Here is a 26,492-nt window from a genome sequence, read left to right on the forward strand (position 1 = left end):
AGTCGTGTTATGTTTCCATCCTGATTTTTTGAGTTTATTAGGTCTCAAAAATAGTTAAAACTATACACTTTAGTGCATCTCTCTTTAGCTCCTCAAATTTTTATCCTTAGTTTGTGTGGAATCAAGGATTAGTCGGTTACAAAGTTTCAAGGTTTATTGTTCATGCAGTTTGAAGTACAAAATATAGGTATTCACTTTTAGAAGTTGATGTTCAGTGCAAATACATAAAAATTCTAATACAAGTTTGTGATGCATAAGGTATTAATATTTTGAAAGGCGTAGTAAGAAAGATCCATGTTTATATATATAGAATATCACCCATCACTTGGTATAAGTAGTATAGTTAAGAAATTGAAAGGGAGAAGATCAACATGATTACAATAGGGTATGACTAAATTGCACAAGAGATACTGGAGGCGTCATTTTTGGATGTTGGGGTGCTGGTAATATTACAGATGGTAAATGATGTTTAGAGCATCATCGCAAATGAAATATAAAACGCTAAAAAAAATCTACTTTTACTGGGAATTATGGTTGAGGCCTAAGATCTTCAATATTTTTCATAATATCTTTATATATTGCTCAACATAATTTCTTAAAATATTAATAGCACCGTATGTGATTTTAGACTGATTGTAATTCAGGCTAATATATGTTTTTTAATACATTGAAGGACCCTTTTTTAAACAAAACCAATTAACTTAAATCGAACATTTTTGAAGATATCCATAATTATACCCTCCTTTAATCAACTACAACTACTTGATGAATGTTTATCGGCACTTTCTATGCAGACCTTTACTTCTTTTGAAATTATTGTTGTGGATGGAGGGTCAAAGAACCTTGACCATTTTAGTTTAAGACAAAATTTCAAAACTGTTAAAATTATTTCTGAGCCTGATAAAAATGTTTACGATGCAATGAATAAAGGGATTGCTTTGTCCGAAGGTGATTGGCTCTATTTTATGGGGGTGGACGATAATTTTTGTGACTTTAATATTTTAAAATCTGTGGCGCCCTTTCTTGACGAAAAAAAAATCAAGATATTATCAGGACAAATAGTTTATAAGTTTAATGATGAAGATTCGTTCCTTATTAGAAGGGACAATGGTTTGGTTAAGCCAGTTTGGTCTTCTAAAATTTGGTTTAAAAATACGTTGCCTCACCAGGGTATGTTTTACCATAAGACTATTTTTTTAAAGCACCGATATGATATTAAATATGACGTTTTAGCAGATTACGCCTTGAACCTAAAACTATGGAAAAGCCGAACTCCCATATTAATTTTGGACAAAAAAATTGCTTTTTGTGGCACAAAAGGTTTATCAAAAAATTTCAATCTAAAATTGTATAAGGAAGAAATAGCCTTAAAAACTGAGGTGACTTCAATGTTATTAAAGCCATTTTTCACCATACTTGCCATGTTCAAATTTTGTTTGAAAAACTTTAGGATAGGCTAATACTCCGTACATTTGAGTGTGCAGAAATATGATTCAAAAGGAAATGCTATACTGTTTTTTAAGTTGTGAAAAGCCATATGAAGCAGAACTAGGATTTCATCTATTTATAAATTTGGTACAAGTTTTAGAAAAATTGCCAGACCTTTTATTACAACTGCACTATTATATCTAACCCTTACGTTGCACCACCTCATAAACCTGATTCTCATCGCACTTTAAAGTCTTACTTGGATACTTTAAAAGCAAAGCGTAATCATGTGTAGCCATTAGTATAGTGTTGCCATTTTTATTAATATCCTGCAATACTTCCATAACCTCTACACTTGTTTGAGGGTCTAAATTTCCAGTGGGTTCGTCAGCTAAAATTAATTCAGGATTATTTAATAAGGCTCTTGCAATCGCCACACGTTGCTGTTCTCCACCAGACAACTCATGTGGAAATTTAAAACCTTTGGTTTTCATACCTACTTTCGTGAGCACTTCTTCCACACGGGCATTCATTTTATCTTTGTCTTTCCAACCTGTAGCTTTTAAAACAAACAATAAATTATCATTTACGGTTCTGTCGATTAGCAACTTGAAATCTTGAAATACTACACCTAGTTTTCGCCTTAAAAAAGGAATATCCTTTTCCTTTAGTGTTTTTAAGTTGTAATCAACAATTGCTCCTTCGCCTTCTTTTAAGGGTAAATCCCCATAAAGCGTTTTCATAAAACTGCTTTTTCCGGTACCGGTTTTACCAATTAAATACACAAACTCTCCTTTGCTTATTTCAACATTAACATTGGAAAGCACCAAGCTTTCACCTTGATAAATAGAAGCATCTTTAAGTTGTAAAATGGTTTCAGGCATATAAAACGTATTTTAGTTTACAAGTTTAAAGTTTAAAGTTCAACGGCGCAAACCAATAACAAAATTTCTTTGGCTTTATTACTTTTCTTTGATCATTTTTAGCTCGTCTGTCATCGTTTTTTTTAACATTTAATAACTCCGTTTATAATTCTAGCACGATTGTTGCGTTATGGATATGATATTAAATTATCTTTGAATTTCATCAAACAAAAACTAAATACTAAATGAATCTCAAGCATAGTATTTCAATCCTTGTGTTTTGCTTCACGATGCACCTTTTTTCACAACAATCGGCTATTTATACCTATAGTTTGGCGGATTATCAAAAGGCATTGAGTCTTTACAATAATCAGCAATACCAAGCGGCTAAATCCCTGTTTTCTCAAATTAAAAAGTCTACAGAAAAAGAGAGTTTAAAAGGGGAGTGCGCATATTATATCGCTAATTGTGCGGTACGCTTAAATCAGCAAAATGCAGACCAATTAATTACAGATTTTGTGGAGGAATATCCAACAAGCACAAAACGGAATACAGCTTTTGTTGATGTGGCAGATTATTACTTCATAAATGGAAAATATGCCCATGCCCGCAAATGGTATAGTAAAGTGGACGAAAGTGCGTTATCACGAAAAGAGCGACAAAAATTTTACTTTAATAATGGTTACACAGCTTTTGTAACCAAACAATATAAAGATGCCAAAAAGTATCTGGGTAGGGTAGAAAGCTCACCAGAATACGGTTCTCAAGCCAAGTATTACATTGGTTTTATGGCATATGAAGGAGATGATTACGATAGGGCAAACGAATATTTCGAGCAGGTAGAAGACCAAGAACGTTACAAGGAAAAATTGTCCTATTATCAAGCGGATTTAAACTTTAAACTGGGAAAATTCGAAAAAGCCATAGAATTAGCAAAAGCGAGACTAGCTTCTAGTGATGACGATGAGGTTTCAGAATTATCAAAAATTATAGGGGAGAGTTATTTCAATTTAGAGCAGTATGCCGAGGCTATTCCATTTTTACAAGCTTATAAAGGAAAAAAGGGAAAACGCGATAATACTGGTAGATGGAATAATACCGATTTTTATCAGTTGGGGTATGCACATTACAAACAAGGCGATTACCAGAGTGCCATTTCAGAGTTTAATAAAATTATAGATGGCCGTAATAGCATTGCCCAAAATGCCTATTATCATTTGGGTGAAAGTTATATTAGTTTAGATAAAAAACAAGAAGCATTAAATGCCTTTAGAAATGCATCTCAAATGGATTTCGATTTAAAAATTCAAGAAGATGCGTGGTTAAATTATGCTAAAATTAGTTACGAGATAGGAAACCCTTATCAATCAGTACCACAAGTATTGGCAAGTTATTTAGATAAATATCCTAAAACGCAATATAAGGAAGAGGTTGAAACGCTTTTAATCGATTCCTATATCACTTCAAAAAATTATGAAGAGGCACTTCTTCTTTTAGAAAAGAAAAAAAGTTTTGAAAACAAGGCAGCATATCAAAAAGTGGCGTTTTATAGAGGCTTAGAGTTGTATAATGAAAACCAGTATTTAGAAGCTGAAAATTTGTTCGACAAATCTTTAAGTGAATCTATAGACGACAATTTTACGGCAAGAGCCACATTTTGGAAGGCTGAAGCTGATTATAATTTAACCAATTACGAAGATGCCTTGGTGGGCTTTAAGCAGTTCATCCAACAATCAACCGGGATGGATTTGCCAGAGCAAAATAATATTGATTACAATTTGGCTTATACCTATTTTAAGTTGAAGAATTACAATCAGGCGTCAAACTACTTCAATCAATTCATTTCAAAACGGAGCAGTGATAACCTACGTTTGAATGATGCGTATTTGCGTTTGGGTGATGGTTATTTTGTTACTAGTAATTACACACAAGCCATTAAGGCGTATGATAATGCGATTAGGCTGAATGAAGTAGAATCTGATTATGCGTTTTTTCAAAAAGCAATAAGTACTGGTTATGCTGGAAATGCCTCAAAAAAAATAACGGAACTGGAAACTTTTATTGATGAATATCCAAAATCAAAACTACGTGATGATGCATTGTACGAATTAGGAAATTCATATGTAAAAGCAAACCAAACTAATAAGGCAATGTCAAAATACGACCAATTGAACTCAGAATATAGGATGAGTTCTTTCGTGCCTAAATCGTTGTTGCGTCAAGGGTTAATTCATTATAACGCCAGTGAAAATGAAGCGGCATTAAGCAAATTTAAGAATGTTGCTAGTAATTATCCTGGTACGCCCGAAGCCGTACAAGCGGTTTCCACTGCACGATTGATTTATATTGATTTGGGTCGTGTTAATGAATACGCCGCTTGGGTAAAACAATTAGACTATGTTGAGGTTACCGATGCCGATTTAGATAATACATCTTACGAAGCCGCCGAAAAACAATATTTAGAAGGCAATACAGATGCAGCCATAAAGCAATTTAATAGCTATTTAAATAGTTTTCCTAATGGCATACATAGCTTGTCATCACATTTTTATTTGGCACAATTATATTACAAAAAGGATTTAATTGCGAATGCGGCGCCACATTATAAATTTGTAGTAGAAGCATCGCAAAGTGAGTTTACAGAGGAAGCACTATCAAGGTTAGCGCAATACCATTTAGAAAACAAAAGTTGGAATCAAGCCATTCCACTCTTAAAGCGCTTAGAGGTAGAGGCCAATTATCCTCAGAATATAGTTTTTGCGCAGTCTAATCTTATGAAGGCGAATTATCAACTAGAGAATTATGATGATGCCGTTACCTATGCTGAAAAAGTATTAGAGAGCTCTAAAATTGATAATAAAATTAAAAGTGATGCGCATATTATTATAGCACGATCTGCTATTAATACTGGCGATGAAGCCAAAGCAAAATCAGCATATAAACAAGTACAAAAAGTAGCCACAGGAGAAATGGCTGCAGAGGCACTGTATTACGATGCCTACTTTAAAAACAAAGAAGGTAATTACGAGGCATCCAATACATCAGCGCAGAAATTAGCTAAAGATTATTCGGGTTACAAATACTATGGTGCCAAAGGATTGGTAGTTATGGCAAAAAACTTTTATGCTTTAAAAGATGCATATCAAGCCACTTATATTTTAGAAAGTGTTATTGAAAATTTTGGTCAGTTTGATGATGTTATAGACGAAGCGCAAACCGAATTAAATCGTATAAAACAGGAAGAGTCTAAAACCAATGCCTCAATAATACCACAGGATTAAAGATAAGTATGGGATCTCAGTTAAAGTTTTCAGCAGTAAATTATTGTTATGCTGAGCGCAGTCGAAGCATATTATTTATAAAATTGGAAATCATCAATCATCAATAAAACATTTAAAATTTAAGTCCATGCGAAAGCACATTAAACATATTTTCTTAGTAATTGTTACACTAAATATCACACTATCATTTGCTCAAAAGAAAAAGAATGATACCATTAATACGGGCGTGATAGACGTTGTAAAGCCTTATACGCCATCTATATCTGATGCATTTAAAGTAAAAGAAACACCTTCAACAGATAATGACGAAGCCATTAAGAAAAAAGACATTAAATACAATATTTTTTCGTTTCCAGTAGCATCTACATTCACGCCAGCTAAGGGAAAAGCAGCCACGGTAGAAAAAGCAAAACCTGTAAAATTATTTGATAATTATGCTACCGTTGGCGTGGGAACTTACACTACATTTTTAGGTGAAGTATATTTAAATCACGCCATTAGTAGAACAGAAAGCGTCGGAGGATATTTTAGTCATAACTCCTCTGGAGGCGGTATTGAAGGTGTACAGTTCGACGATAATTTCTCTACCACAAAATTAAATGCCAATTATTCATCACAATTGCGTGATTTGGCGTGGACTGTAGAGGCAGGTTTTCAGCACCAGCGTTTCAATTGGTATGGCGTACCACAGTCTCAAATTACCGCTGCCCAAATTGATGGGATGAATCCAGAGCATACGTTTTCAAACGCACACTTTGGTGGCGATTTATCGTTTGAGAATACCTACATTAATTCTGGGAGTTTCTTTTTCAGACGATTTTTTGATGACCAAGGTTCTGGAGAAAACCGTTTTGTGGCAAAAGCTACCATTGATATCCCCGTGGATAGGGAAGAGATTTCAACAGATATTACACTTGATTATTTAGGTGGTACTTTTGATAGAAGCTATACGGCTACTAGCGAAGTTGAATATGGTAATTTTGTTGTTGGTTTATCGCCATCGTACCAATTAAGGCAGGATGATTTAACCGTAAATCTCGGGGTATCTCTTAATTATTTAAACGATAGGGCATCGGGTGATAACAAAATATACATCTACCCAAACGTAACGGCAACATACAGATTGGTAAGCGATATACTTATTGCTTTTGGGGGTATTAAAGGTGGATTGACTCAGAATTCTTATTACGATTTTGCTTCCGAAAATCCATTCGTGTCTCCAACACTTTTTATCATCCCCACCGATCAGCAATATAACGCATATGTGGGACTAAAAGGAAAGTTGTCCAGCAATATGAGCTATAGCGTTAACGGTTTGTATAAGGCAGATAGAAACCGAGCATTGTTTAGAAATAATGATATTACGCTAATGGCAGACCAACCATACTCTTATGGTAACTCTTACGGTATTGTGTACGATGATGTAAATACCTTTGGTGTTGCAGGAGAATTAAATGTTGATGTAAACAGAAACTTTACTTTAGGCATTAAAGCAGAATATTTTACGTATAACACCGATGATGAAGCCGAAGCATGGAATTTACCAGACATTTTAGGCTCGTTATTCTTAGATTATCAAATAAGCGAACACTGGTTTGCTGGTGCCAACTTAATTTACACAGGAGAGCGTAAAGACCGTTTCTTTTTAAACGATGGTATAACGGCAACCACGCCATTTACTGTAACCTTAGATAGCTTTTTTGATGCCAATGCACATGTGGGCTACCACATTAACGACCAAATTTCGGTATTTGCCAAAGCAAATAATATTGCCAATAATGCATACCAACGCTGGCAAAATTTCCCTGTACAAGGCATTCAATTTTTAGCAGGTGCTACGTTTAAGTTTGATTTTTAAATAAGGTTTTGGCATCCCTGTGAGGGTGGTAATCTTGTTGTGTTTTAATGTGTTTTATGATTTTATGAATTTGGGCGTTCCCCTATCGGGTCAGGCTTTCCGTTTCAAGTCCTCGCACCTCCTCTGTCGGGCTGTGGGCTTTCCACTACAATCCTTAACGCACATCCTTGCTAGTAAAATTTGTATTAAAAGTGAATTTATTTTCTGGAGGTTCGTTTACCTTTTCTTGTATAACCGTCAGTTACGGGTTCGTATGCGTTAGTTTTAGGTTCAGCACCTACTTTAGTAATTCCGAGCGGATTCGGACGTAGTCGAATCCACCATAATTGTTGCTATATTGTTAGCAGCTTTTTTTATTTTGTCGAAATAAATCCCATTACTTATACATCCTCAATGATATCAATATTTTCAGAAATAGGGTGGGCTAAAAGCACGACGAGCCATTCGCATTCCTCAAAATGAGCGTTTCGGATGCTTTAGCTGAAAGACTGATTCTCTGAAAACAGAGAAATGCGAAACAATCGCTTCGTATGCCTCATCTTGATATCCTATGCTCGCCATACGAAATGCGGGAGCGAGAATCTCTGGCAAAAAGGGAACAATTTGCTTGTAGTGCCAGAAACGAGGAGGCCAGCCTTCGGGCACTTTTTCAACATAAGGAACAAGAAACTCCAACGCTTGCCGGATGCTGCGCCCATCTACTGTCTCGTAGGTCCATAAATCCACCCCAACCCACTCGCCAAGAGTCGCTAGCTCCGTGAGCCCTGTCAAATTCATTACAGAGTAGTTGAACGACTTGGTACGGCGCAGCTCCATTGGCTGTGCGCCGTCCGGTTCTATTTGACGAGCGATACGGTTTTCTTTCACCGACTCTAACTTTTCACGAGCTAGATCTTGCTTGCCCAATGCGAGCGCTAAGCGCACAACTCTTGCGTCGAACATAGTGCCATGATTTTGTCGCATCTGTACCTCTTCGAGACCATATTCGCTATTCATAAACCAATCCAAGAAGTCTACTATCCAGATTTCTAAGGCTGCTCGATCATCTTCGTTCCAATACTTCGATCCATCTAATAAACCTGCCGCGTCCACCGCTTGAACCACGCCACCTGCCTCAATCATTCCAATATATCGCCCTTGGTTTTTACCAGGTACAGCCTGGGCATATTGTAGGTGCGGGTTCATTCGTGTCGCTGGGTCAGTAAACCAAACCCGGAGGCAACGAGCTGCATGGGCAGCGTAAGATTCCTCACCCGAAAGGTAATAAGCGAGAGCGAGTGTTTCCACCAAGTAGCCAATTTCTTTACCGCGCGAATAGTCCACAAAATCGGGGTTTCTAGATTCAGGATTGATAACGCCGTCCTTTGGCAGGTAGGGTAGACCGTCTGACTTCGAAGGATTAGGCCAAAGGTAGGGAGCTTGTGTGTAGTAGTCATTCAGATTGCCGGTGACGGGATGCCTTTTTTTGTCGGTTACTGTTGGGGGTTTTGTCGCTAAGGCTTTCTCCGCCGCCTTCAAGAGTGCATTGTAGGCTGGCATAAGCGAGGGCTCACCTAAGGCAATGCCTTGCTTCACCATTGGCAAGGCTCCGCGTCTAGCACCAAAGAAATTAGGACTCACTTTTCCAGCCCAATCATCAGCGGACTCGTTTTGTGCAAAACCCGCTTGCGGTAGAACAAATAGACTCACCACTAAAAACTGGATTCCCAGCAGATAAAAACGAGATGGTATTATTATATTCATCATTTAGTCACTGCTTCTTTTGATTCCATTAATTCACAACGTGTACCATCGAGATCGTGCACATTACACACCCAGCGATTGTTGCGGGCAATCAAGGGCTCGTAACGTTCAAGATCAGGCAAGGCATTAAATAACATATCGCGATGCGCTTTTCGAATATCATCAGTCAAAAGGCACATATGATGCATTGTTCCCATTTGTTTTCTATTCAGTTTCATATCGTTTATGAGAATATATTCTATATAGTCGCCCCTATCTCCTGGCGTCTGCATATTCACCCAAGCATCTATACCACCATCCTCACGCGATCCGCGCCAGATCTCCCGAAATCCTAAAGCGTCTCGATACAGTGCGTTGGCCACTTCTTCGTCTGCAATTGTGATGCCCACATGTAGCAAACGATCGGAAACCCGTCTAGACCCTAGATGCTTACCTCGCGCCAACGCCTGCTTGGAACCAGAAGTATATTCAACAAAAATCAAGTTATGTCCGTTCGGATCTACAAGAATACTAGCCATTGTGCCATCCGACCTTTTTTCCATAGGTGTCGGATCTAGCCCTCTTTCTCGGAGCATCTCAATAGTAGTTTCGATGTCCGAAACCTGAAATGCGACTTCCTCTAACCGATTGTCATCCGTCCCCTCCGGCTTTGAGATTAACTTCAAGAATTGGTCGTCGTTGATTTTCAAATACCAGGACTCTCGATTTTCATATGCCGCAAAGGCGAATTCGAATCCATAGAAAGCCGTATAGAAAGCACGTGATTGCTCTAAACTTGAGACTTGAAATGCTACATGGGCTATTCCTAGGATGGGAAGTGCTTTTTCAGCTTTCTTTCCCATTGATAAACAAGATAGTATTAGAATTAAAACGACTACTTTCTTCATGTTTTTTTGTTTACATTGCGATTAAAAATTTACAATAATTAAGTTAATTTACTAAATAATATTTAGATCTGTAGTAATGATTTAATTATTTCCATTCGCTTCTCCCTTTTTTTATAAAAATTGATTATTGCAAATTCGTTTGCAGTTCTTTCATCTTTAGAATATAATTACTCTAAAAGCAGTTAAATTTCATGTCTTGAAGGTAAAAGAACTAAAGAAGAGAAAATTAAAGTGTGTATAGTAGATCGTGTTATTTGAAGTGGTAATTGCTACTAACTGAGTCGGCGGATATACGTCGTTTTTAAATAAGATATATCCGATGGTAAACGAAGGTAGCGGAAAATTACTATAAAATCAAGTTTAGATATTTGGTAGTAATTTAAAAATATGTTCGAATTATTTGGATGTCAACCGCGCCAAATAATCAAAATGTTCGCCTTCCATAACCAATTCACAATCTAAACCAACAGTTTCGCAAGCGAAATGTAAAGTGTTAAAATCTAAATACAACCATTTCATAGGGAGTTCTTTTTCACCTTTATAACTTATGAAATAATCGAGTTCCCCGTAATAATTGGCATTGGTATCTATCCAATACCCGCCATCCTCATCTTCGTACATATATTTAATATCAGAGGAATCAATGAGAATTTGTCCATTAGGACGTAACAAGCGTTTTAAATGTCTTAAATATTTCACAACCTGCGATAGTTCCTGAAAAATGCCTGTACCATTCATCAACAACAAAATGGTATCAAACCTTTCGGTTTCATCTAGAATATTTAAAACTTCGGTATTCAAAACACCGCGTTTTTGCGCAACTTCAATAGCACCATTAGAAATATCAATTGCTTTAACATTAAAGTTCTTCTGCTGTAAATACAAGCTGTGGCTTCCTGTACCACAACCCACATCTAAAACCTTTCCTTTAGCCAATTGCAATGCCTTTTGTTCTAGTCTAGGCATCTCTTTAAAATCTCGAAATAAATAGGGAAGTGGCAGTACGTCTTCATCTGATATATTTGTAGAGGATATAATGTCTTCAATGTAATTACCGCTGTGATAATCTATTACTGCTTTTCCAATAATGTCCTTCATTACATATCATGTTTCATTGACTCTAAATCATGCGTTGTTTTGGGGTATGCGCATATGATAGGGTAGTTGCCTTTACTTTTTGGGTAACGGACTAATAATCTTTACATCTTGAAATTTAATGGCACCGCGTATAATTCCAGAAATAACCGTTTGCATCGCCTCAATAATTTGCATTTTCAATTCACTTTTATGATAGATAATACTTACTTCTCTTGCAGGTGATGGTTCCTCAAAATAATGTAGGTTTTCTTTAGCAGTATTATTCAAATCTAAAGTATGCAGATAGGGTAGAAGCGTCATGCCTAAACCTTCGTTAGACAACTTAATTAAAGTTTCTATACTACCGCTTTCCAGTTGAAATTTGTCGTCCTCATGATTTTTAAAGGCTTTGCACAAGTTAATCACACCATCCCTAAAGCAATGCCCATCCTCTAGAAGCAACATATCCTCTATAACCAAATCGTCAACTTTAATTTTACCCATTGTATGCATTTTATGTCCTTTTGGAATATAGGCAACAAAGGGTTCAAAATATAAAACGCGTTCTTTAATATTTTCGTTTTCCAACGGAGTTGCAGCTATAGCAGCATCTAAATGGCCTTCGTTAATACGGTTGATGATTTCTTCGGTATTAAGCTCTTCTATCTTTAATTTTATTTTTGGGTATTTTTTTATAAACGTTTTTAAGAACATTGGTAGAAGCGTAGGCATAATGGTTGGTATAATACCCAATTTAAACTCCCCGCCAATAAAACCTTTTTGCTGATCTACAATATCCTGTATGCGATAGGATTCGTTAACTATATTTTTTGCTTGGGTTACAATTTTTCTTCCAACGTCGGTAAGTTCGATAGGTTTTTTACTGCGGTCAAAAATTAAAATATCGAGCTCGTCTTCTAATTTTTGAATCTGCATACTCAAAGTAGGCTGCGTTACAAAACATTTTTCTGCTGCTTTTGTAAAATTTTGGTGCTCTGCAACCGCAAGAACATAGTATAACTGGGTGATTGTCATTTATATAGGTTTAGACTATAAAAATATAAAAACTATCAATTATATTTATTGAAATTTAGGAATATTATAAAGTAATTTTAAAAAGCAGAAACTTCAGAAAAGTAAGTTTGTTCACCTTTTTGAAGGAAATGTAGTTTGTTTAAGTTTAGTTTAGTTAAAAGAAAAAAAAGACGATCGCTCGGTCGTCTTTTTTGTTTCTAATTAATTAGGTTTAAAACCTGATGTCCATGGCTAAGTCTTCATAAGCAACATTAAACTTGGCTGTTGCAAATTGTGGAGGACCATAGCTCATTGGGTTGTTTGATATTCCGTAAGACTCTGTAGGCATGCCACTGTCGTCAAAATCCATAGCATTGTTATTATTTTCGTCATGTAAAGCCATAATAGCGTAAGTACCTGGAGTTACATTTTCAAACGTTACTTTAATTTTTCCGTCTACTATTTCGCTTTTAGCATTTTTTATTCCAGGTCCTCTCATAAAGGTTTCTTCGGTATGAAGCGCCAGTACAACACTTCCGCTGTTGTTTGTAATGTTTTCTATACTTACAGTTATTAAGTTTCCAGCGACTTCTGTTTCTGCTTGTGCATTAGTGGTGTTAACTGATAAAACTAACGCGATGAATAAAGTTGATAAAGTTCTCATGATTTATGGTTTTTAAGTGTTATTTGTTATTGAACACTCCAAAGATGCATCACGGGCAAAGGATTTTATAATGTAACCGACCGAATTGTAAAATTTTTATGATGAATTGTAGTTTTTCGTAAAAATTCGAGTTTTACTAATAATTTTTTGGGCGTTACCCACAATACTTCGACAAGCTCAGTGCAGGTGGGTCGGCTTTCCTCTGCAATCCCTAACGCGGGCAAGTTTGCTAACAAAGTGCTTGCCCAATTATTATAACAATCCTCTAGCTTTAATCTCTAAATACTTGTTAATAGTATCCACCGTTAAATTTTCAGGAGTCGTCAAAATAGAATAGATACCAAACTTTTTAAGTTCATTTACAATAAGGCGTTTTTCAAAATCAAACTTTTCAGCAATAACTTTATCGTACACCTGCTGAACAGTTTCCGCTTTGTTATTAATTAGTTTGTCAATTTCTGTATTCTTGAAGAAAATAACCACTAGTAAATGACTTTTAGCAATCGCTTTTAAATAGGGGAGTTGCCTGTTTAAACCATCTAAAGTTTCAAAATTAGTATACATTAAAAGTAAACTCCTGTGGGTTACATGTCGTTTTATATTGGCATACAGTCTCCCAAAATCGCTTTCAAAAAAATCGGTATTCACATTGTAAAGTGCTTCAAGAATCAATTGCATTTGTCCGCTTCTTCGTTCTGCAACAACTACATTATCAATCTTTTTTGAAAAGGATAACATGCCTGCCTTATCATGCTTTTTTAATACAATGTTGCTAATAACCAAAGTGGCATTGATAGCATAGTCTAGCAAGCTTAAACCATCAAAAGGCATTTTCATGATACGCCCTTTATCAATAATAGCATATACAGGTTGTGACTTTTCGTCTTGAAACTGATTTACCATTAACTGGTTTTTCTTGGCAGTAGCTTTCCAGTTTATGGTACGCAAATCATCACCTAAAACATAATCCTTTATTTGCTCAAATTCCATGGTGTGACCCAGTCGGCGGACTTTTTTAAGTCCATAATCCATTGCACTTTTATTGATATTTAAGAGTTCAAATTTCTTTAATTGTTTAAAACTAGGATAGGTAGGCACCATAACTTCGTTTTCAAACATAAAGCGTTTTGCCACGAGTTTTAAAGCAGAAGAGGCATAAATATTTAAACAACCAAAATGGTATTCGCCGCGTTCTTTCGGGGTTAAATTGTAGGTAATGGTTTTTTCTTTTCGTGGCTTTATGGCATCTTTTATCTTAAAATCTCTAATTTGAAATTGCTCTGGGATTTCATCAATAATTTCTAAATATGAGATAAAAGGATAATTGTTTCTAATTTGTATCTCAATTTGATTCTTATCACCATTTGAAAACTTGTCAGGAACAATGCGTTTGGCTTTAATTTTTTGAGTGCCGACAAAAATAATTATAACATCTAATAGAAAAAAGGCAACTAAAACCAAAATACATAGCTGTGCGATGTTGAATAGCAGGGGCACGAAGTAACTTAACGCAAAAAGCACTACTATACCAATGCCAGCATAAAAAAATCGAGGTTGTATGTAAAAGGGTTTAAGGAGTTTCAATAATTTCGTTATTCGTTATTCGTTATTCGTTATGCGTGAGCACTGCTTACTGCCACTGAAAACTGCGATTTATTATCGTGGAATCTCCACTGTTTCAATAATCTGATTAATAATTTGTTTACTCGTCACACCTTCCATTTCACGTTCTGGTGTTACAATTACCCTGTGGTGAAGCACAGGAACCACGGCGCGCTTAATATCTTCAGGTGTTACAAAATCACGTCCAGCCATGGCAGCAAAGGCTTTACTGGCTTTTAACACTGAAATTGAGGCTCTTGGTGAGGCGCCTAAATACAAAAAGCGGTTGCTCCTGGTAGCAACAATTAATTCTGCAATGTACTTTAGTAAATGTTGTTCAACAATCACTTTGCTTACCAAGCTTTGATAGTTTGCAATTTGTTTTGCCGTTAAAAAAGAGGTGATTTGTGCTGTTTTTGTGTTCTCCTTTAGCTCATGCTCTCTGGATAAAATTTCAATTTCTTCATCTAAATTTGGGTAATCCACGTCAATCTTAAACAAGAATCTATCCAACTGTGCTTCGGGCAAACGGTAGGTGCCTTCTTGTTCTACAGGGTTTTGTGTGGCCAACACCATAAACGGCGCATCTAGAATATACTTATGGCCATCTATAGTAATTTGCTGCTCTTCCATAACTTCAAACAATGCTGCTTGGGTTTTGGCTGGTGCGCGGTTTATTTCATCTATTAAGACCATATTCGAAAAAATAGGCCCTTTTTTAAAATCAAACTCCGTACTTTTTAAATTAAAAACCGATGTTCCCAAAATATCACTAGGCATTAAATCTGGCGTAAACTGAATTCTGCTAAAGTCCACACTTAAAGATTTTGCTAATAGTTTAGCGGTTACTGTTTTTGCAACCCCAGGCACACCTTCAATTAATGAATGTCCTTTTGCCAAAAGCGACGCAATGAGCATCTCTACCATATCTTTTTGGCCCACAATAACTTTACCTACTTCAGCTTTAATCTGCGCAACACTTTGTTGTAATTCCGATAAATCCAAGCGATTTTTAAATTCCAAATTCTTGGTATCATCACTCAAAGTGCCATCATCAATGGATGATACAACATCTTGTTTTGGCTTAGGTAAAAATTCCTCGTGGTTGGTAGTATGTTCTTTATTTTCGTCCATAATTATTGTGAATAAAACGCTTCTATAAATGTATTTAATTTTAAGAGACTTTCTTCGGAAAGTTCATCTTTGGTGCGTAACCATTTTATATAAGTAATTAATTGGGTAACGTCCTTATTTTTTTTACCAGCTTTTCTTGCTAATTTTTTTATGAAGGCATCATCAAGTGTAGATGTATCCATATTAAAATCGGTTCTCACTTTTTCTAAAAAATAGGTTATTTTCTTGTCTATCAGGTTTTTATAATCGTTTGTTTCAATGTATAAATTAGATATGGTTTTAACGAAAGCTAAGGTAGTGTTCTGCAAAGGTTTTATAATACGAATAATGCGTTGCCTGCGTTTCGCATTAAAAATCATAAACAATAACAAGAAAATTAAAGCGGTATACCACGCCCATCGAAATGATAATTGTTCTAAAAACCAACTTAAGTTAGATTCTTCTTCGGCATCGCCATATGCGGTTTGCCGTTTTGCATAAGAATCAAAGTATACATCATCGTCTGGTATGTACGAGAGCACATCTTCAACATAGCGATATCTGTTTCCTTTTAAAATATGATAATTTGTAAACGCTTTTGGTTCGGTATGCAGCAAAATTTGCCCATTTCCGAAGGGAATTTTTATAAAGTTAACCCGTTTTTTATCAGTTTCTGCATAGCCTAAAATAGTATGGTTGATACTATCAAAACGGGAAAAATAGTAATCGCCTTCATTTTTGTCAATGTTTACGGTGTTCAAATTTTTATTTTGAAAAGACAATGAGGTAATGCTGTCGTTTTTCAGATTGTATTCAAAATCTACATCAACACCTAGCGTATCATGAAGCCTTTGTGCATAGTAATAATCTGAGATAAATAAAGTGTTTCCAGCATCTACAAACCCTAAAAGTTTATCAACAGAAAACTCGGAGAGATAATCGGAATTTCCAATGATAATATAGTTGCCTTTCGCTTCATGATCGCCATATCCATACTCTGAATTTGCAGTGAGATAACTTGAAGGTTGGTGGTAAACCGTACGTACTTTATAGTTTTTGAAAAGATTAGGGAGTTCTTTGTAAAAAACGCTAGTGCCGTAAGGTTTGTTGCTTTTTTCGTTGAAGGACTCTTCCCAATCTACGGTTTTGGTACGTTTTATGCCAAACGTTAGTGCCGCTACTACAATGAGTGCAACTATAACTACTATTACAGGTAAAAGTTTCTTCATTAATTTACCTGTTTTAGAAGTGTGATGAAATTATTTTTGGCTTTCGCATATTGAGAAGCTTCTAACTCAAACCTGCCGTACCATATATAATTATACAAATACGAAACATATGAAAATGCACCGTTGAATGGTGTTTCACGGAGTTCATTTAAGTATTCTGTATTGGTTTTATCGTCTTCAAATTTTATGTAATTTTTTAAACTTAAAGTCTTTAAAACGAGTAGGTAATAATAGCGAATGGCGAGCCTGTAATCGTTATCATTTTCCGCTTGATTAATTAAGGTATGGATATCTGTGTTTTCAATATTTTCGGCTGTAATAGCGTCGTGTCTCTCAATGTTTTTGTTTTTGCTAGATGTAAATAGGCCTGTACCGCCTTCATTAAGTAAAGCGTATGCCAAATACACTACTGCCATGGCTAAAATGATATAAAACACAAATCTAAATGGCCCAAGATTTATAATAACTTCATCACCGTTGTTTTGTTCCTTTGTTCGGGCCTCCTTACTGTTATAGTCTTCATATTCACCAGAACCGCTTTTACTTCTATTAACCACTTTTTTTCCTTCATAATCAAATATGTCGCTTGAATAACGTTCCTTAAAACTACTATCAAAAACACGATTTACCTCTGGTTCTTGAACAGGTTCAGTTGCATCACACAAATGAGGATTCAATAACAAAAGCATAAAAACTAAAAGTATATGTTGTGGCTTTTTTATCATTAAGCAGCGATAGCTAGTGGGGTTTGGGTAATTTGTTTATGAACTTTATACGGATAGACTAAATAGTAGTAACTTATAATGGCCAAAGTGATTAATATGATACCAACTGATAACCAATTGGGCATGATGTTAGAATACCTTGTGATAAAGCCTTCTAAAAATCCTGCCGAAAACGTAAATGGGAAGGTGCTAATCAAAATTTTAATCCCCGTTTTTGCACCTTGCTTAAATGAAGTATACCTAGAATGTGTTGCTGGAAATAAGATGCTGGCGCCTAAAATTAAACCTGCTGCACATTCTATAACAATTGCAAAAATTTCCATAGCGCCGTGAATCCAAATACCACGAACGCTTTCCCAAAATACATCTTTCTCGTAAAAAAAATATTGGAAGGAACCTAACATGATACAGTTTTTAAACATCACATATAGCGTACCGATGCCTAAAAAAACACCTAATACAAAAGCTATAATCCCAACACGTAAATTATTAATGGTTATACCAATAAAACTCCCCCAATTGCTACCGCTTTTATATACTGCAACAGGGTCGCCCACTTCAATATTCGCAATAGTTTGGTCTACATAGCTATCACCTACAACCGACCGTAAAAATTCTGCATTATTAGCTGCTGAAACAACGCCAATTAACGTGAATACTGTAAAGATCACAAATGCCACATAAATAAATTTTCGATACTGATAACAAATTAGAGGGACCTCGGTCTTCCAAAAACTTATAATTCTGTTGGTGTCCTGTCGTTTGGTTTTATAAATCTTTTGAAATGCCTTGGCTGCAAGCTGATTAAGGTAGGCAATTACCTTACTTTTAGGGTAATAGGTTTGTGCGTAAGCCAGATCGTTTATAAGCTGAATATAATTTGAAGCCAGTTCATCAGGATCCTTAAAATCATTATTAAAAATAGCATTCTCAAAACTCAGCCATTTTTCTTTATTTTGCTTAATAAATGCAACTTCTCTCATACACGAGATAAATTAAAATATAAAATGTCAGAGTTACAAATTAACACGACGCAAAATGTAAAAATAAAGTTCACCGCTGCTGGCGTTGGGGAACGTTTAGTTGCATTTGTTATAGATACAGCTATTAAAATAGGTTATTTATTGATTTTAAATAAGGTATTTGGTGTATTTGAAGGTATGGACGAATGGTCTCAAATTGGCATAAATACCGTATTGAGCTTTCCTGTAATGTTCTATACATTAGCTTTAGAAACGTTTTTAGACGGACAAACTTTGGGTAAAAAGGCATTAAAGATTCGGGTTGTAAAAATTGATGGGTTTCAGGCAACGTTTTCAGATTATGTGGTACGTTGGTTTTTTAGAATTGTGGATGTTTGGATATTCGGTATTGGTTTTTTTGTGATTATTTTCAGCAAAAAACTACAGCGATTGGGCGATATGGCTGCCGGTACGGGTGTGATAAGCTTAAAGGATAAGGTGAGTATCAATCATACTATTTTGGAGCAACTAAAAACCGATTATAAACCTACCTATCCTAATGTGATAAAACTATCGGATAATGATGCGCGTATTATAAAAGAAACGTATACTAGAGCTAGGGCTTCAAAAGATTATGCAACATTAATAAAGTTAAGAAATAAACTAATTGAAGTAGTAGGAATTAAGGAAGTGAAACAAAGCAGCGATATAGAATTTATTGATGTTATTTTAAAAGATTATAATTTTTACACACAAGATATGTAAACAGAGAGCCGTATTTCAAGCCAACAAAGTTGGCTTGAAATACGTGCGAATTGCTTATCCCGTCGCAGGCGGGATCTCTAAGAAAAAAATTAACAAAAATTGAAGTTAGTTTAGTAAAATACTGATGCTAACAAACACATGCGTTAGGGATTGAGGCATTTGTTGAAGCTCCTCGCAGAGAGCGACTGCCGAAAGCCCGACCCAAAGGGGAACGCCATAAAAAAGATAAAAATGTTTTACACAATAGATATTTTAGGAACGATAGCCTTTGCCATTTCTGGTGTACTAGTTGCTTTTAATAAGAAAATGGATTTATTTGGTATTCTTATCATTGCCTTTGTAACAGCAGTTGGAGGCGGTACACTTCGCGATTTGCTTATTGGAAACACACCTGTGAGTTGGATGACCGATATGACTTATTCGTATGTTATTCTTGGGTCGGCTATTTTTGCAATTATTTTTAGGAGCAAAATAAATTATTTGCGTACCTCACTGTTTTTGTTCGATACTATTGGTATTGGCTTATATACTGTTGTAGGCATAGAAAAAGGCTTACAGGAAGAATTGCACCCTATAATTTGTATTGCTCTTGGTACTATGACTGCAAGTTTTGGAGGTGTAATTCGAGATATTTTGTGTAACGAAATTCCTGTGATTTTTAGAAAGGAAATATACGCTACAGCCTGCATTTTGGGTGGTGTGACTTATTTTGTTTTAAATGAATTCCCAATTAAGACCGATTATGTTTTTGTAATTTCGGGCGCTGTGGTAATTACGGTACGTTTACTCGCAGTAAAGTTTAAAATAGCGTTGCCAAATATTTACTCAGATTAAGTGTATGGTCTAATTTAAGATTTCAACCTTTCTTATATAAATATTTTTAAGAGGCCAGTCGGCTTCATCTGTTTTAACCGCAGCAATTTTGTCTACAACGTCCATACCTTTTATTACTTTACCAAAAACAGTGTAATCTCCATTTAAATGATGGGCGCCTCCTTTTTGTTGTACTATAAAAAATTGATAGGGAGATGCTAATTTATGCGGGTTTTCTATATCGCTACTGGGCATAGAAACAGTACCACGATCATGTTTAAAACCACGGTTAGTATCTCTAGGCAGCAAGTATTTACCAATTTTTCTGCGTTTAATGGCAGTAGCCATATCATCACCATTACCGCCTTGTATCATAAAATTATTGATAACTCTAAAGAATTGTGTACCGTTAAAATACTTACGTTTAGTTAAATAAATAAAGTTACAACGATGAAATTTGGTTTCATCGAATAGTAAGATGTCAATGTCTCCAAAATCAGTGGTGATTCTAACTTTATTTTCTTTGTGATGCTTATCATATTCTAAGTAGAATTCCATGGCGGTTGGACTATCCAAAATAGGAAATTCAGATGTAATATCCTTAATGGTGTCCTCTGGCTTTTCAACCTTTTTTACGACAGTAATAGTGTCTTTAGTTTTTAAGCTGTTCTTTTTATTAGAATGTTTATCTTCACAACTAAGAAACAGAAAAAAAATACTTAAAAACAATACAACACGCATAGATAATGGGTTTTGATGAATTTGTAAACTTGGTTTCAAAAATAAAAAATATAGAGTTACCTGCCGAATCATCTCATTTTAAAATGGTGCCCCCAACGCGAAAAGCTTTCGCTCAATATTCTGAAGCGCAATTGAAGCGTGCCAAACGTGCAGGTGTTTTGGCATTATTCTATCCAAATCAACACAAGCAAACACAATTGGTGCTCATATTGAGAAAAACTTATAAAGGGGTACATTCTGCACAAATATCTTTTCCTGGTGGAAAGATTGAACCAAATGACAAAAACTTAGAGGAAACTGCTGTAAGGGAAACTTTTGAGGAAATAGGGGTGCCAATTAATACTATAAGCGTAGAAAAAAAACTATCTCAAGTGTATATTCCTCCGAGTAATTTTTGTGTGCAGCCCTATTTAGGTATTTTAAGAGCGCCACCTAAATTTAACAAACAAGACAGCGAAGTAGAGCAAATTATAGAGGTAAAGTTAACCGATTTGATAGATGATGATAATCTTGTGAATAAAGAAGTTAAAACATCCTACAGTGTTGGTATAGAGGTGCCTGCATTTAAACTTAATGGATTTGCAGTATGGGGAGCAACTGCAATGATATTGAGTGAGGTGAAAGATATTATAAAGCAATTGGCATAGATAATAGATTTATTACCTTTGTGACCCAACCAAAACAAATTATAAAAATATGGGATTGTTTAAAACAAATCCATTCGGACATATACTTTTTATAAAAAAATGGCTCATTCGTATTTTAGGAGCGATGACGCACAGGCGTTTTCGTGGGTTTAATGAATTGCAGATAGACGGTTCAGAAATTATCAAGGATCTTCCTGATAAAAACGTGCTGTTTATTTCAAACCACCAAACTTATTTTGCAGATGTTGTTGCCATGTTTCATGTATTTAATGCTAGCCTAAGCGGGCGTACAGATTCTATAAAAAACATTGGGTATTTATGGAATCCGAAGCTAAATATATACTATGTGGCTGCCAAGGAAACCATGAAGGCAGGCTTGCTTCCAAAAATTCTTGCATACGTGGGTTCGGTAAGTATAGAGCGTACATGGAGGGCAGAAGGTAAAGATGTAAAAAGGCAAGTGCGTATGAGCGATATTTCCAATATAGGCACAGCGTTAAATGATGGTTGGGTGATTACTTTTCCACAGGGAACTACAACGCCATTTAAGCCTATACGAAAAGGTACCGCACACATTATAAAACGTTACAAGCCCGTTGTTGTTCCTATCGTTATCGATGGTTTTAGACGCTCTTTTGATAAAAAAGGACTGCGTGTTAAAAAGAAAAATATTCTTCAATCTATGGAGATAAAAAAACCTCTAGACATTGATTACGAGAATGAAACTACTGACGAAATTGTAAAAAAGATAGAATACGCGATAGAACAGCATCCTTCATTCTTAAAAGTTATTCCAGAAGCCGAACTTAAAGCGCAAGCAGAGCTTGATAAGTTGCGTCAATGGAAAATCAATGATTAATGCATTTTATTTTTTTTAATCTACATTTTTTTTGAGGTGCTTTTATGTTCCTCAGTTACTTGCTGTTCTTTCATGGCTTATATATGGTAGTCTACCTTAGAAAAAAACATACATTACCATTTAAAAGCGTTCTAGAAACAGTGATTACTAATTATTTTCTAGATTTTCAAAAAGAAAGCTAAAACTATTACATCTTAGTATTTAGCCGACTTACCATTGGATAAAGACGTTTTTATAAACGCTCGCAGATCATCATTGGCCTTAATTAAATCTTCGTTACGCAGATACATCATATGCCCGCTACGATACCCCTTAAATGTAAACCTATCTTTTAGTTTTCCGCTAGGATCTACCTGCCACATGGTATATTTAGCACCAAAATATGTGGTAGCACCATCGTAGTAACCAGATTGTATCAACACTTTTAGATACGGGTTTTGTGCCATAGCCTGTCGTAACCCTTCTCGAACATTATCATTGCGCCTGTCCCAAGGGTGTACGTCACCAAACATGCTATATTTTACATCTGTTTTAAAGTTAAGATGTTCTCTCAAGTAATAATTAATAGCAGGTGTAAATGAGTGCATCCATGAGGTTAATTCTGGATTGTAGTCTGGTCTCTCGCCACTTTCTTTTTTGTCAATCCCCAAATATCTAGAATCTAGACGACCAATAATTTGTCCAGTCTTATCCCGTAATAAATCCTTCCAGAAAAAACTTGTCGGTACATCAAGATTATTTTGTAAAATGGACTTTTTGCTCAACCCTGAATAGTATGCCATTTTTTCGGCAACGGCTTGCTTTTCATTATCTGAAACAAAACCGCCCTTAGCTAGAGTTGGCATTAAGGTATTTATGGCAAAATCTTCTGCTTCTGGTAAAATATCGAGTAAATCTTTTTGCTGTAAAGCGTTTGGAAGTGCTTTTTGGTACCAAGCAGCTGCCGTAAAATAAGGTAAATTTAGCGCGGAATATACAGGCTGATTCGTATTGTATAATTTGTAATCCGCAGGACTAACTAAAATCACACCATTTAAGTACATCCATTGATTATCTTGTAATTCTTTCGCGAGCCCCATCACACGAGTACCACCATAGCTTTCACCGATGATGTATTTAGGGGATTCCCAACGGTTTTTCCGGGTTACAAACGTATTTATCCATTCAGCCAAATATTTTATATCAGCATTAATACCAAAAAATGTTTTTCGCTCTGGCAATTTACCTTCTTTATCTTCAATCATTCTAGAGTAACCCGTATTCACAGGGTTTACGTACACAATATCTGCTACATCTAAAATAGAGTTTGGGTTATCTTTTATACCATATGGTTGAACTGGGTAACCTTCATCATCAATGTTTAAAACCTTAGGTCCTGTATAGGCTATATGCATCCACACAGAAGCCGAACCTGGGCCGCCATTAAAGGAAATCACTAAAGGTCTTTCAGCTTTATTTTTAATATTGTTACGTTCATAATATGTATAAAACAAGGTTGCAATGGGATCTCCTTTTGTGTTCCAAACGGGTTGTGTTCCTGTTGTGGCTTTATAAGAAATTTGCTCTCCTTTTATAGATACAGTATGAGTTGTAATTACGGTAGTATCAACCGGTATTTTTCTTGTTTGTGCAATTACGGTTATTGTCGCTAGTGAAAATAAAAGTAGAACTGTTAGTCTTTTCATGAGGTATTTTATTTTTGCATAAAGATAAAGAAAACAAAGATTAAAATCCTTCAAAAACGCCAAGACCGAAAAGTGCGAAATCGTACTTCACTGGATCGGTAGCATCTAGTTTTCTTAGGTTTTTATCTAATTGAGTTAAAGCTTTACCGTCGTTTTGATTTCGCTTGAGCAAGCCTAGTTTTCTAGCAACATTTCCAGAATGTACGTCAAGCGGACAGGATAATTGGCTAGGGGAGAGTTGCTTCCAAATTCCAAAATCTACGCCAGAGTTATCGTTACGTACCATCCAACGTAAATACATGTTTATACGTTTTGCTGCTGAATTTTTTAAAGGATCGCTAACATGTTTTTCGGTTCTTTTGAGATGTTCGATTTCGAAAAAAGTAGATTTAAATTTTGAAATAGAAGTTTGAAGCGAGTTTTTATCTGCATGTTTAGTAAATAAATCTTCTAAACCACCATAATTCGTATATATATGTTGTAGCGATTTTATAAACTGAATACAATCGTCTCCATTAAATGTTCGATGCACGAACGGCTGTAATTTTTCTAAATCTATATCTTGATGATTCGTAACAAAATCGAAAGGTGCATTATCTAGTAATTGCATTAAGCGGTTGGCATTGTTAATGATGCTTTTACGATTGCCCCAAGCAATTGTTGCCGTTAAAAATCCAGAAATTTCAATATCTTCTTTTTTTGAAAATTGGTGAGGTATTTGGATAGGATCGCTTTCAATAAATTTCGGGTTATTGTATTCATGGACTTTAGTATCCAAAAAGTCTTTTAATTCGGATTGTTTCAAATTAGAAAAAGTGTAAAAGTTTACGCTTAAATATCAGCAAAAATAATGTTTTATAACTTCGTATTTGAATTTTATATTGGTTAAAAAATCGACGAAACGCTTAAAAAAACTTTAAAATGTAATATTTTGTTCGTTTAGATAATAATAATCGGGCAAAAACCGTTATTTCGTGTATATTAAATATGATTATAATGAAAAAAATTTTAGTCCCAATCCTCTTTATTTTGTTAATGGGCTGTCAAGGAGACCAAACTAGCCAAGATACAAATCCCGTAACTGCTTTGGAAGCTATGACTGAGTATGTAACTATTAATAAGATATTTCAGGATGTTGGTAATAATAGTGGAGATGCTATTTTGGAATCAGAAAATTCAGCGTCAACTTCAAAATCAAATGCTATTAAAGGAGATTCCCCATTGATTACTGTAGATCCGTTAGACTTTACCACATTCCCTAAAACAATAACAATTGATTATCAATCTGGTGTGCTTTGTAAAGATGGTATTACTAGAAAGGGTATCGTAACAGTTGTTTCAACAGATTGGTATGGACAATCTGGTAGCGAACATACTACTACTTTTAATAACTATTATCATGAAGGTTATAAAGTGGAAGGAACCCACTATGTGAAAAATTTAGGCAAGAATGAGAATGAAAATTTAGAGTATAGTGTAACTATAGAAAATGGGAAAATTACTGCTAGTAATGGTAATAGTATTTTTTATTCAGAAAATTCGACTAGAACTTGGATCGCAGGTTCTAGCACACCTCTTAATATTTGGGATGATGAATATCTTTTGGATGGTACCCAAACTGGCGTTAGTTCAAAAGGTGTAACTTATAGTTTAAATGTTTTGGACCCATTACATTTTGTACTGCTTCCAAGAAATATAAAATCTGGAATTTTAGATGTTGAGATCGCTTCTTTTAGAGATATAGAATTGAATTATGCTAATAGGACCATTACGGTTTTTGGTAAATCTTATCCTTTTCGTAATTAGAATTTAAACGGAAAACACTTGCTGTTAACCACTAAGTTCGTTTAATTATTGGTGATATTCCCATCAACCATTACTAGTTTTCGGTCTGCCATATTCGCTAGTTCCTCGTTGTGCGTAACAATTACGAAGGTTTGTCCAAATTCATCTCTTAGTTGAAAAAATAGATTATGGAGGTTTTCGGCAGATTCGCTATCTAAATTACCAGAAGGTTCATCAGCAAAAATTAGGTCAGGTTTGTTTACCAAAGCTCTGGCTACAGCTACACGCTGTTGTTCGCCTCCTGAAAGTTCATTTGGTTTATGGTTATAGCGATGGGATAGCCCTAAAAAATCAAGCAAATCTTTAGCCCGTTTTTCCGCATCTGCTTTTTTAGTACCTTTTATAAACGCAGGTAAGCATACATTTTCTATTGCGGTAAATTCAGGTAACAATTGATGAAATTGAAAAATAAATCCAATATGCTCATTTCTAAATTTGGCCAAAGCTTTATCGTTTAAGCTTTTAATTTCAGCATCGTTTATTAAAAGGCTGTAGTCTTCTGTTTTAGAGGCTTTGTCTAGAGTGCCTAATATTTGTAATAGCGTTGTTTTTCCTGCACCTGAAGCTCCAACAATAGAAACCACTTCGCCTTTTTTTACCTCGATATTTACACCTTTTAATACATGTAAATCATCGTAATATTTATGTATGTTTTTTGCTTTTATCATAGGAAGCCGGTAAGAAACCGGAA

Annotated in this window: 23 protein-coding genes; 8 read left to right on the forward strand and 15 right to left on the reverse strand. The window is 35.4% G+C overall.

Features of this window, described 5'->3' with window-relative positions; genetic code table 11:
- The first annotated feature begins 716 nt into the window (after positions 1-716).
- Positions 717-1,460 (forward strand): glycosyltransferase, encoded by a 744-nt coding sequence (locus BMY39_RS11905; protein ID WP_177176600.1) that lies wholly within the window; start codon positions 717-719, stop codon positions 1,458-1,460.
- A gap of 168 nt (positions 1,461-1,628) precedes the next feature.
- Here BMY39_RS11905 and BMY39_RS11910 read toward each other — a convergent pair whose 3' ends face one another.
- Positions 1,629-2,312, reverse strand: a complete 684-nt coding sequence (locus BMY39_RS11910) for a cell division ATP-binding protein FtsE (RefSeq protein WP_092579912.1) — start codon at positions 2,310-2,312, stop codon at positions 1,629-1,631.
- Between the two features lie 224 nt (positions 2,313-2,536).
- Here BMY39_RS11910 and BMY39_RS11915 point away from each other — a divergent pair, with 224 nt between their 5' ends.
- The gene (locus tag BMY39_RS11915) at positions 2,537-5,572 is read left to right on the forward strand and encodes a tetratricopeptide repeat protein (RefSeq protein ID WP_092579914.1); all 3,036 of its coding nucleotides are present in this window, start codon (positions 2,537-2,539) and stop codon (positions 5,570-5,572) included.
- Positions 5,573-5,699: 127 nt separating this feature from the next.
- A complete protein-coding gene (locus BMY39_RS11920; protein ID WP_092579916.1) occupies positions 5,700-7,430 on the forward strand; it encodes a TonB-dependent receptor in 1,731 nt (576 codons plus the stop codon).
- A 453-nt stretch (positions 7,431-7,883) separates the two neighbouring features.
- Here the strand turns inward: BMY39_RS11920 and BMY39_RS11925 are convergent, their stop codons facing one another.
- The 10 genes from BMY39_RS11925 to BMY39_RS11970 all read right to left on the reverse strand — a co-directional run bounded on the left by BMY39_RS11925 (position 7,884) and on the right by BMY39_RS11970 (position 18,467).
- Positions 7,884-9,176 (reverse strand): alginate lyase family protein, encoded by a 1,293-nt coding sequence (locus tag BMY39_RS11925; protein WP_092579918.1) that lies wholly within the window; start codon positions 9,174-9,176, stop codon positions 7,884-7,886.
- Positions 9,173-10,060: a VOC family protein gene (locus BMY39_RS11930; RefSeq protein WP_092579920.1), complete on the reverse strand. Its 888-nt coding sequence runs from the start codon at positions 10,058-10,060 to the stop codon at positions 9,173-9,175. The genes BMY39_RS11925 and BMY39_RS11930 overlap by 4 nt, the downstream gene beginning before the upstream one ends.
- A 396-nt stretch (positions 10,061-10,456) precedes the next feature.
- Positions 10,457-11,158 carry a class I SAM-dependent methyltransferase gene (locus tag BMY39_RS11935; RefSeq protein WP_092579922.1) on the reverse strand — a complete coding sequence of 234 codons (702 nt, stop codon included), beginning with the start codon at positions 11,156-11,158 and terminating at the stop codon, positions 10,457-10,459.
- A 72-nt stretch (positions 11,159-11,230) separates the two neighbouring features.
- Positions 11,231-12,172, reverse strand: coding sequence for a LysR substrate-binding domain-containing protein (locus BMY39_RS11940; RefSeq protein WP_092579924.1), 942 nt, complete (start codon positions 12,170-12,172; stop codon positions 11,231-11,233).
- Positions 12,173-12,383: 211 nt separating this feature from the next.
- Positions 12,384-12,815, reverse strand: coding sequence for a DUF2141 domain-containing protein (locus BMY39_RS11945; RefSeq protein WP_092579926.1), 432 nt, complete (start codon positions 12,813-12,815; stop codon positions 12,384-12,386).
- A gap of 252 nt (positions 12,816-13,067) precedes the next feature.
- A complete protein-coding gene (locus tag BMY39_RS11950; protein WP_177176601.1) occupies positions 13,068-14,399 on the reverse strand; it encodes a DUF58 domain-containing protein in 1,332 nt (443 codons plus the stop codon).
- Positions 14,400-14,471: 72 nt separating this feature from the next.
- Positions 14,472-15,551: an AAA family ATPase gene (locus BMY39_RS11955; RefSeq protein ID WP_092579930.1), complete on the reverse strand. Its 1,080-nt coding sequence runs from the start codon at positions 15,549-15,551 to the stop codon at positions 14,472-14,474.
- 2 nt (positions 15,552-15,553) lie between these two features.
- Positions 15,554-16,759, reverse strand: a complete 1,206-nt coding sequence (locus BMY39_RS11960) for a DUF4350 domain-containing protein (RefSeq protein ID WP_092579932.1) — start codon at positions 16,757-16,759, stop codon at positions 15,554-15,556.
- Complete coding sequence (locus BMY39_RS11965; RefSeq protein WP_092579934.1) at positions 16,759-17,484, reverse strand: hypothetical protein; 726 nt, start codon at positions 17,482-17,484, stop codon at positions 16,759-16,761. Before BMY39_RS11965 ends, BMY39_RS11960 begins: the two co-directional genes overlap by 1 nt.
- Positions 17,484-18,467 (reverse strand): stage II sporulation protein M, encoded by a 984-nt coding sequence (locus BMY39_RS11970; protein WP_092579936.1) that lies wholly within the window; start codon positions 18,465-18,467, stop codon positions 17,484-17,486. Before BMY39_RS11970 ends, BMY39_RS11965 begins: the two co-directional genes overlap by 1 nt.
- A 24-nt stretch (positions 18,468-18,491) precedes the next feature.
- On the opposite strand from BMY39_RS11970, the gene BMY39_RS11975 reads away from it, so the two are divergent.
- Both BMY39_RS11975 and BMY39_RS11980 read left to right on the forward strand, forming a co-directional pair.
- Positions 18,492-19,211 (forward strand): RDD family protein, encoded by a 720-nt coding sequence (locus tag BMY39_RS11975; protein ID WP_092579938.1) that lies wholly within the window; start codon positions 18,492-18,494, stop codon positions 19,209-19,211.
- A 231-nt stretch (positions 19,212-19,442) separates the two neighbouring features.
- Positions 19,443-20,045 (forward strand): trimeric intracellular cation channel family protein, encoded by a 603-nt coding sequence (locus BMY39_RS11980; RefSeq protein ID WP_092579940.1) that lies wholly within the window; start codon positions 19,443-19,445, stop codon positions 20,043-20,045.
- A gap of 9 nt (positions 20,046-20,054) precedes the next feature.
- Here the strand turns inward: BMY39_RS11980 and BMY39_RS11985 are convergent, their stop codons facing one another.
- Positions 20,055-20,765 carry a peptidylprolyl isomerase gene (locus tag BMY39_RS11985; RefSeq protein ID WP_092579942.1) on the reverse strand — a complete coding sequence of 237 codons (711 nt, stop codon included), beginning with the start codon at positions 20,763-20,765 and terminating at the stop codon, positions 20,055-20,057.
- A 5-nt stretch (positions 20,766-20,770) separates the two neighbouring features.
- On the opposite strand from BMY39_RS11985, the gene BMY39_RS11990 reads away from it, so the two are divergent.
- On the forward strand, positions 20,771-21,412 hold the full coding sequence (locus BMY39_RS11990; protein ID WP_092579944.1) for an NUDIX hydrolase: 642 nt from the start codon (positions 20,771-20,773) through the stop codon (positions 21,410-21,412).
- A gap of 49 nt (positions 21,413-21,461) precedes the next feature.
- Entirely contained in the window at positions 21,462-22,271 is an 810-nt protein-coding gene (locus BMY39_RS11995; RefSeq protein ID WP_092579946.1) for a lysophospholipid acyltransferase family protein, read from the forward strand.
- Between the two features lie 194 nt (positions 22,272-22,465).
- Here BMY39_RS11995 and BMY39_RS12000 read toward each other — a convergent pair whose 3' ends face one another.
- Positions 22,466-23,956, reverse strand: a complete 1,491-nt coding sequence (locus BMY39_RS12000; protein WP_092579948.1) for a S10 family peptidase — start codon at positions 23,954-23,956, stop codon at positions 22,466-22,468.
- Positions 23,957-23,996: 40 nt separating this feature from the next.
- Complete coding sequence (locus tag BMY39_RS12005) at positions 23,997-24,761, reverse strand: TIGR02757 family protein (protein ID WP_092579950.1); 765 nt, start codon at positions 24,759-24,761, stop codon at positions 23,997-23,999.
- A 191-nt stretch (positions 24,762-24,952) separates the two neighbouring features.
- On the opposite strand from BMY39_RS12005, the gene BMY39_RS12010 reads away from it, so the two are divergent.
- The gene (locus tag BMY39_RS12010; RefSeq protein ID WP_143064774.1) at positions 24,953-25,762 is read left to right on the forward strand and encodes a hypothetical protein; all 810 of its coding nucleotides are present in this window, start codon (positions 24,953-24,955) and stop codon (positions 25,760-25,762) included.
- Between the two features lie 41 nt (positions 25,763-25,803).
- Here the strand turns inward: BMY39_RS12010 and BMY39_RS12015 are convergent, their stop codons facing one another.
- Positions 25,804-26,469, reverse strand: coding sequence for an ABC transporter ATP-binding protein (locus BMY39_RS12015; RefSeq protein ID WP_092579954.1), 666 nt, complete (start codon positions 26,467-26,469; stop codon positions 25,804-25,806).
- Positions 26,470-26,492: the final 23 nt, after the last annotated feature.

The organism is Hyunsoonleella jejuensis (assembly GCF_900111025.1).
Lineage (GTDB): Bacteria > Bacteroidota > Bacteroidia > Flavobacteriales > Flavobacteriaceae > Jejuia > Jejuia jejuensis.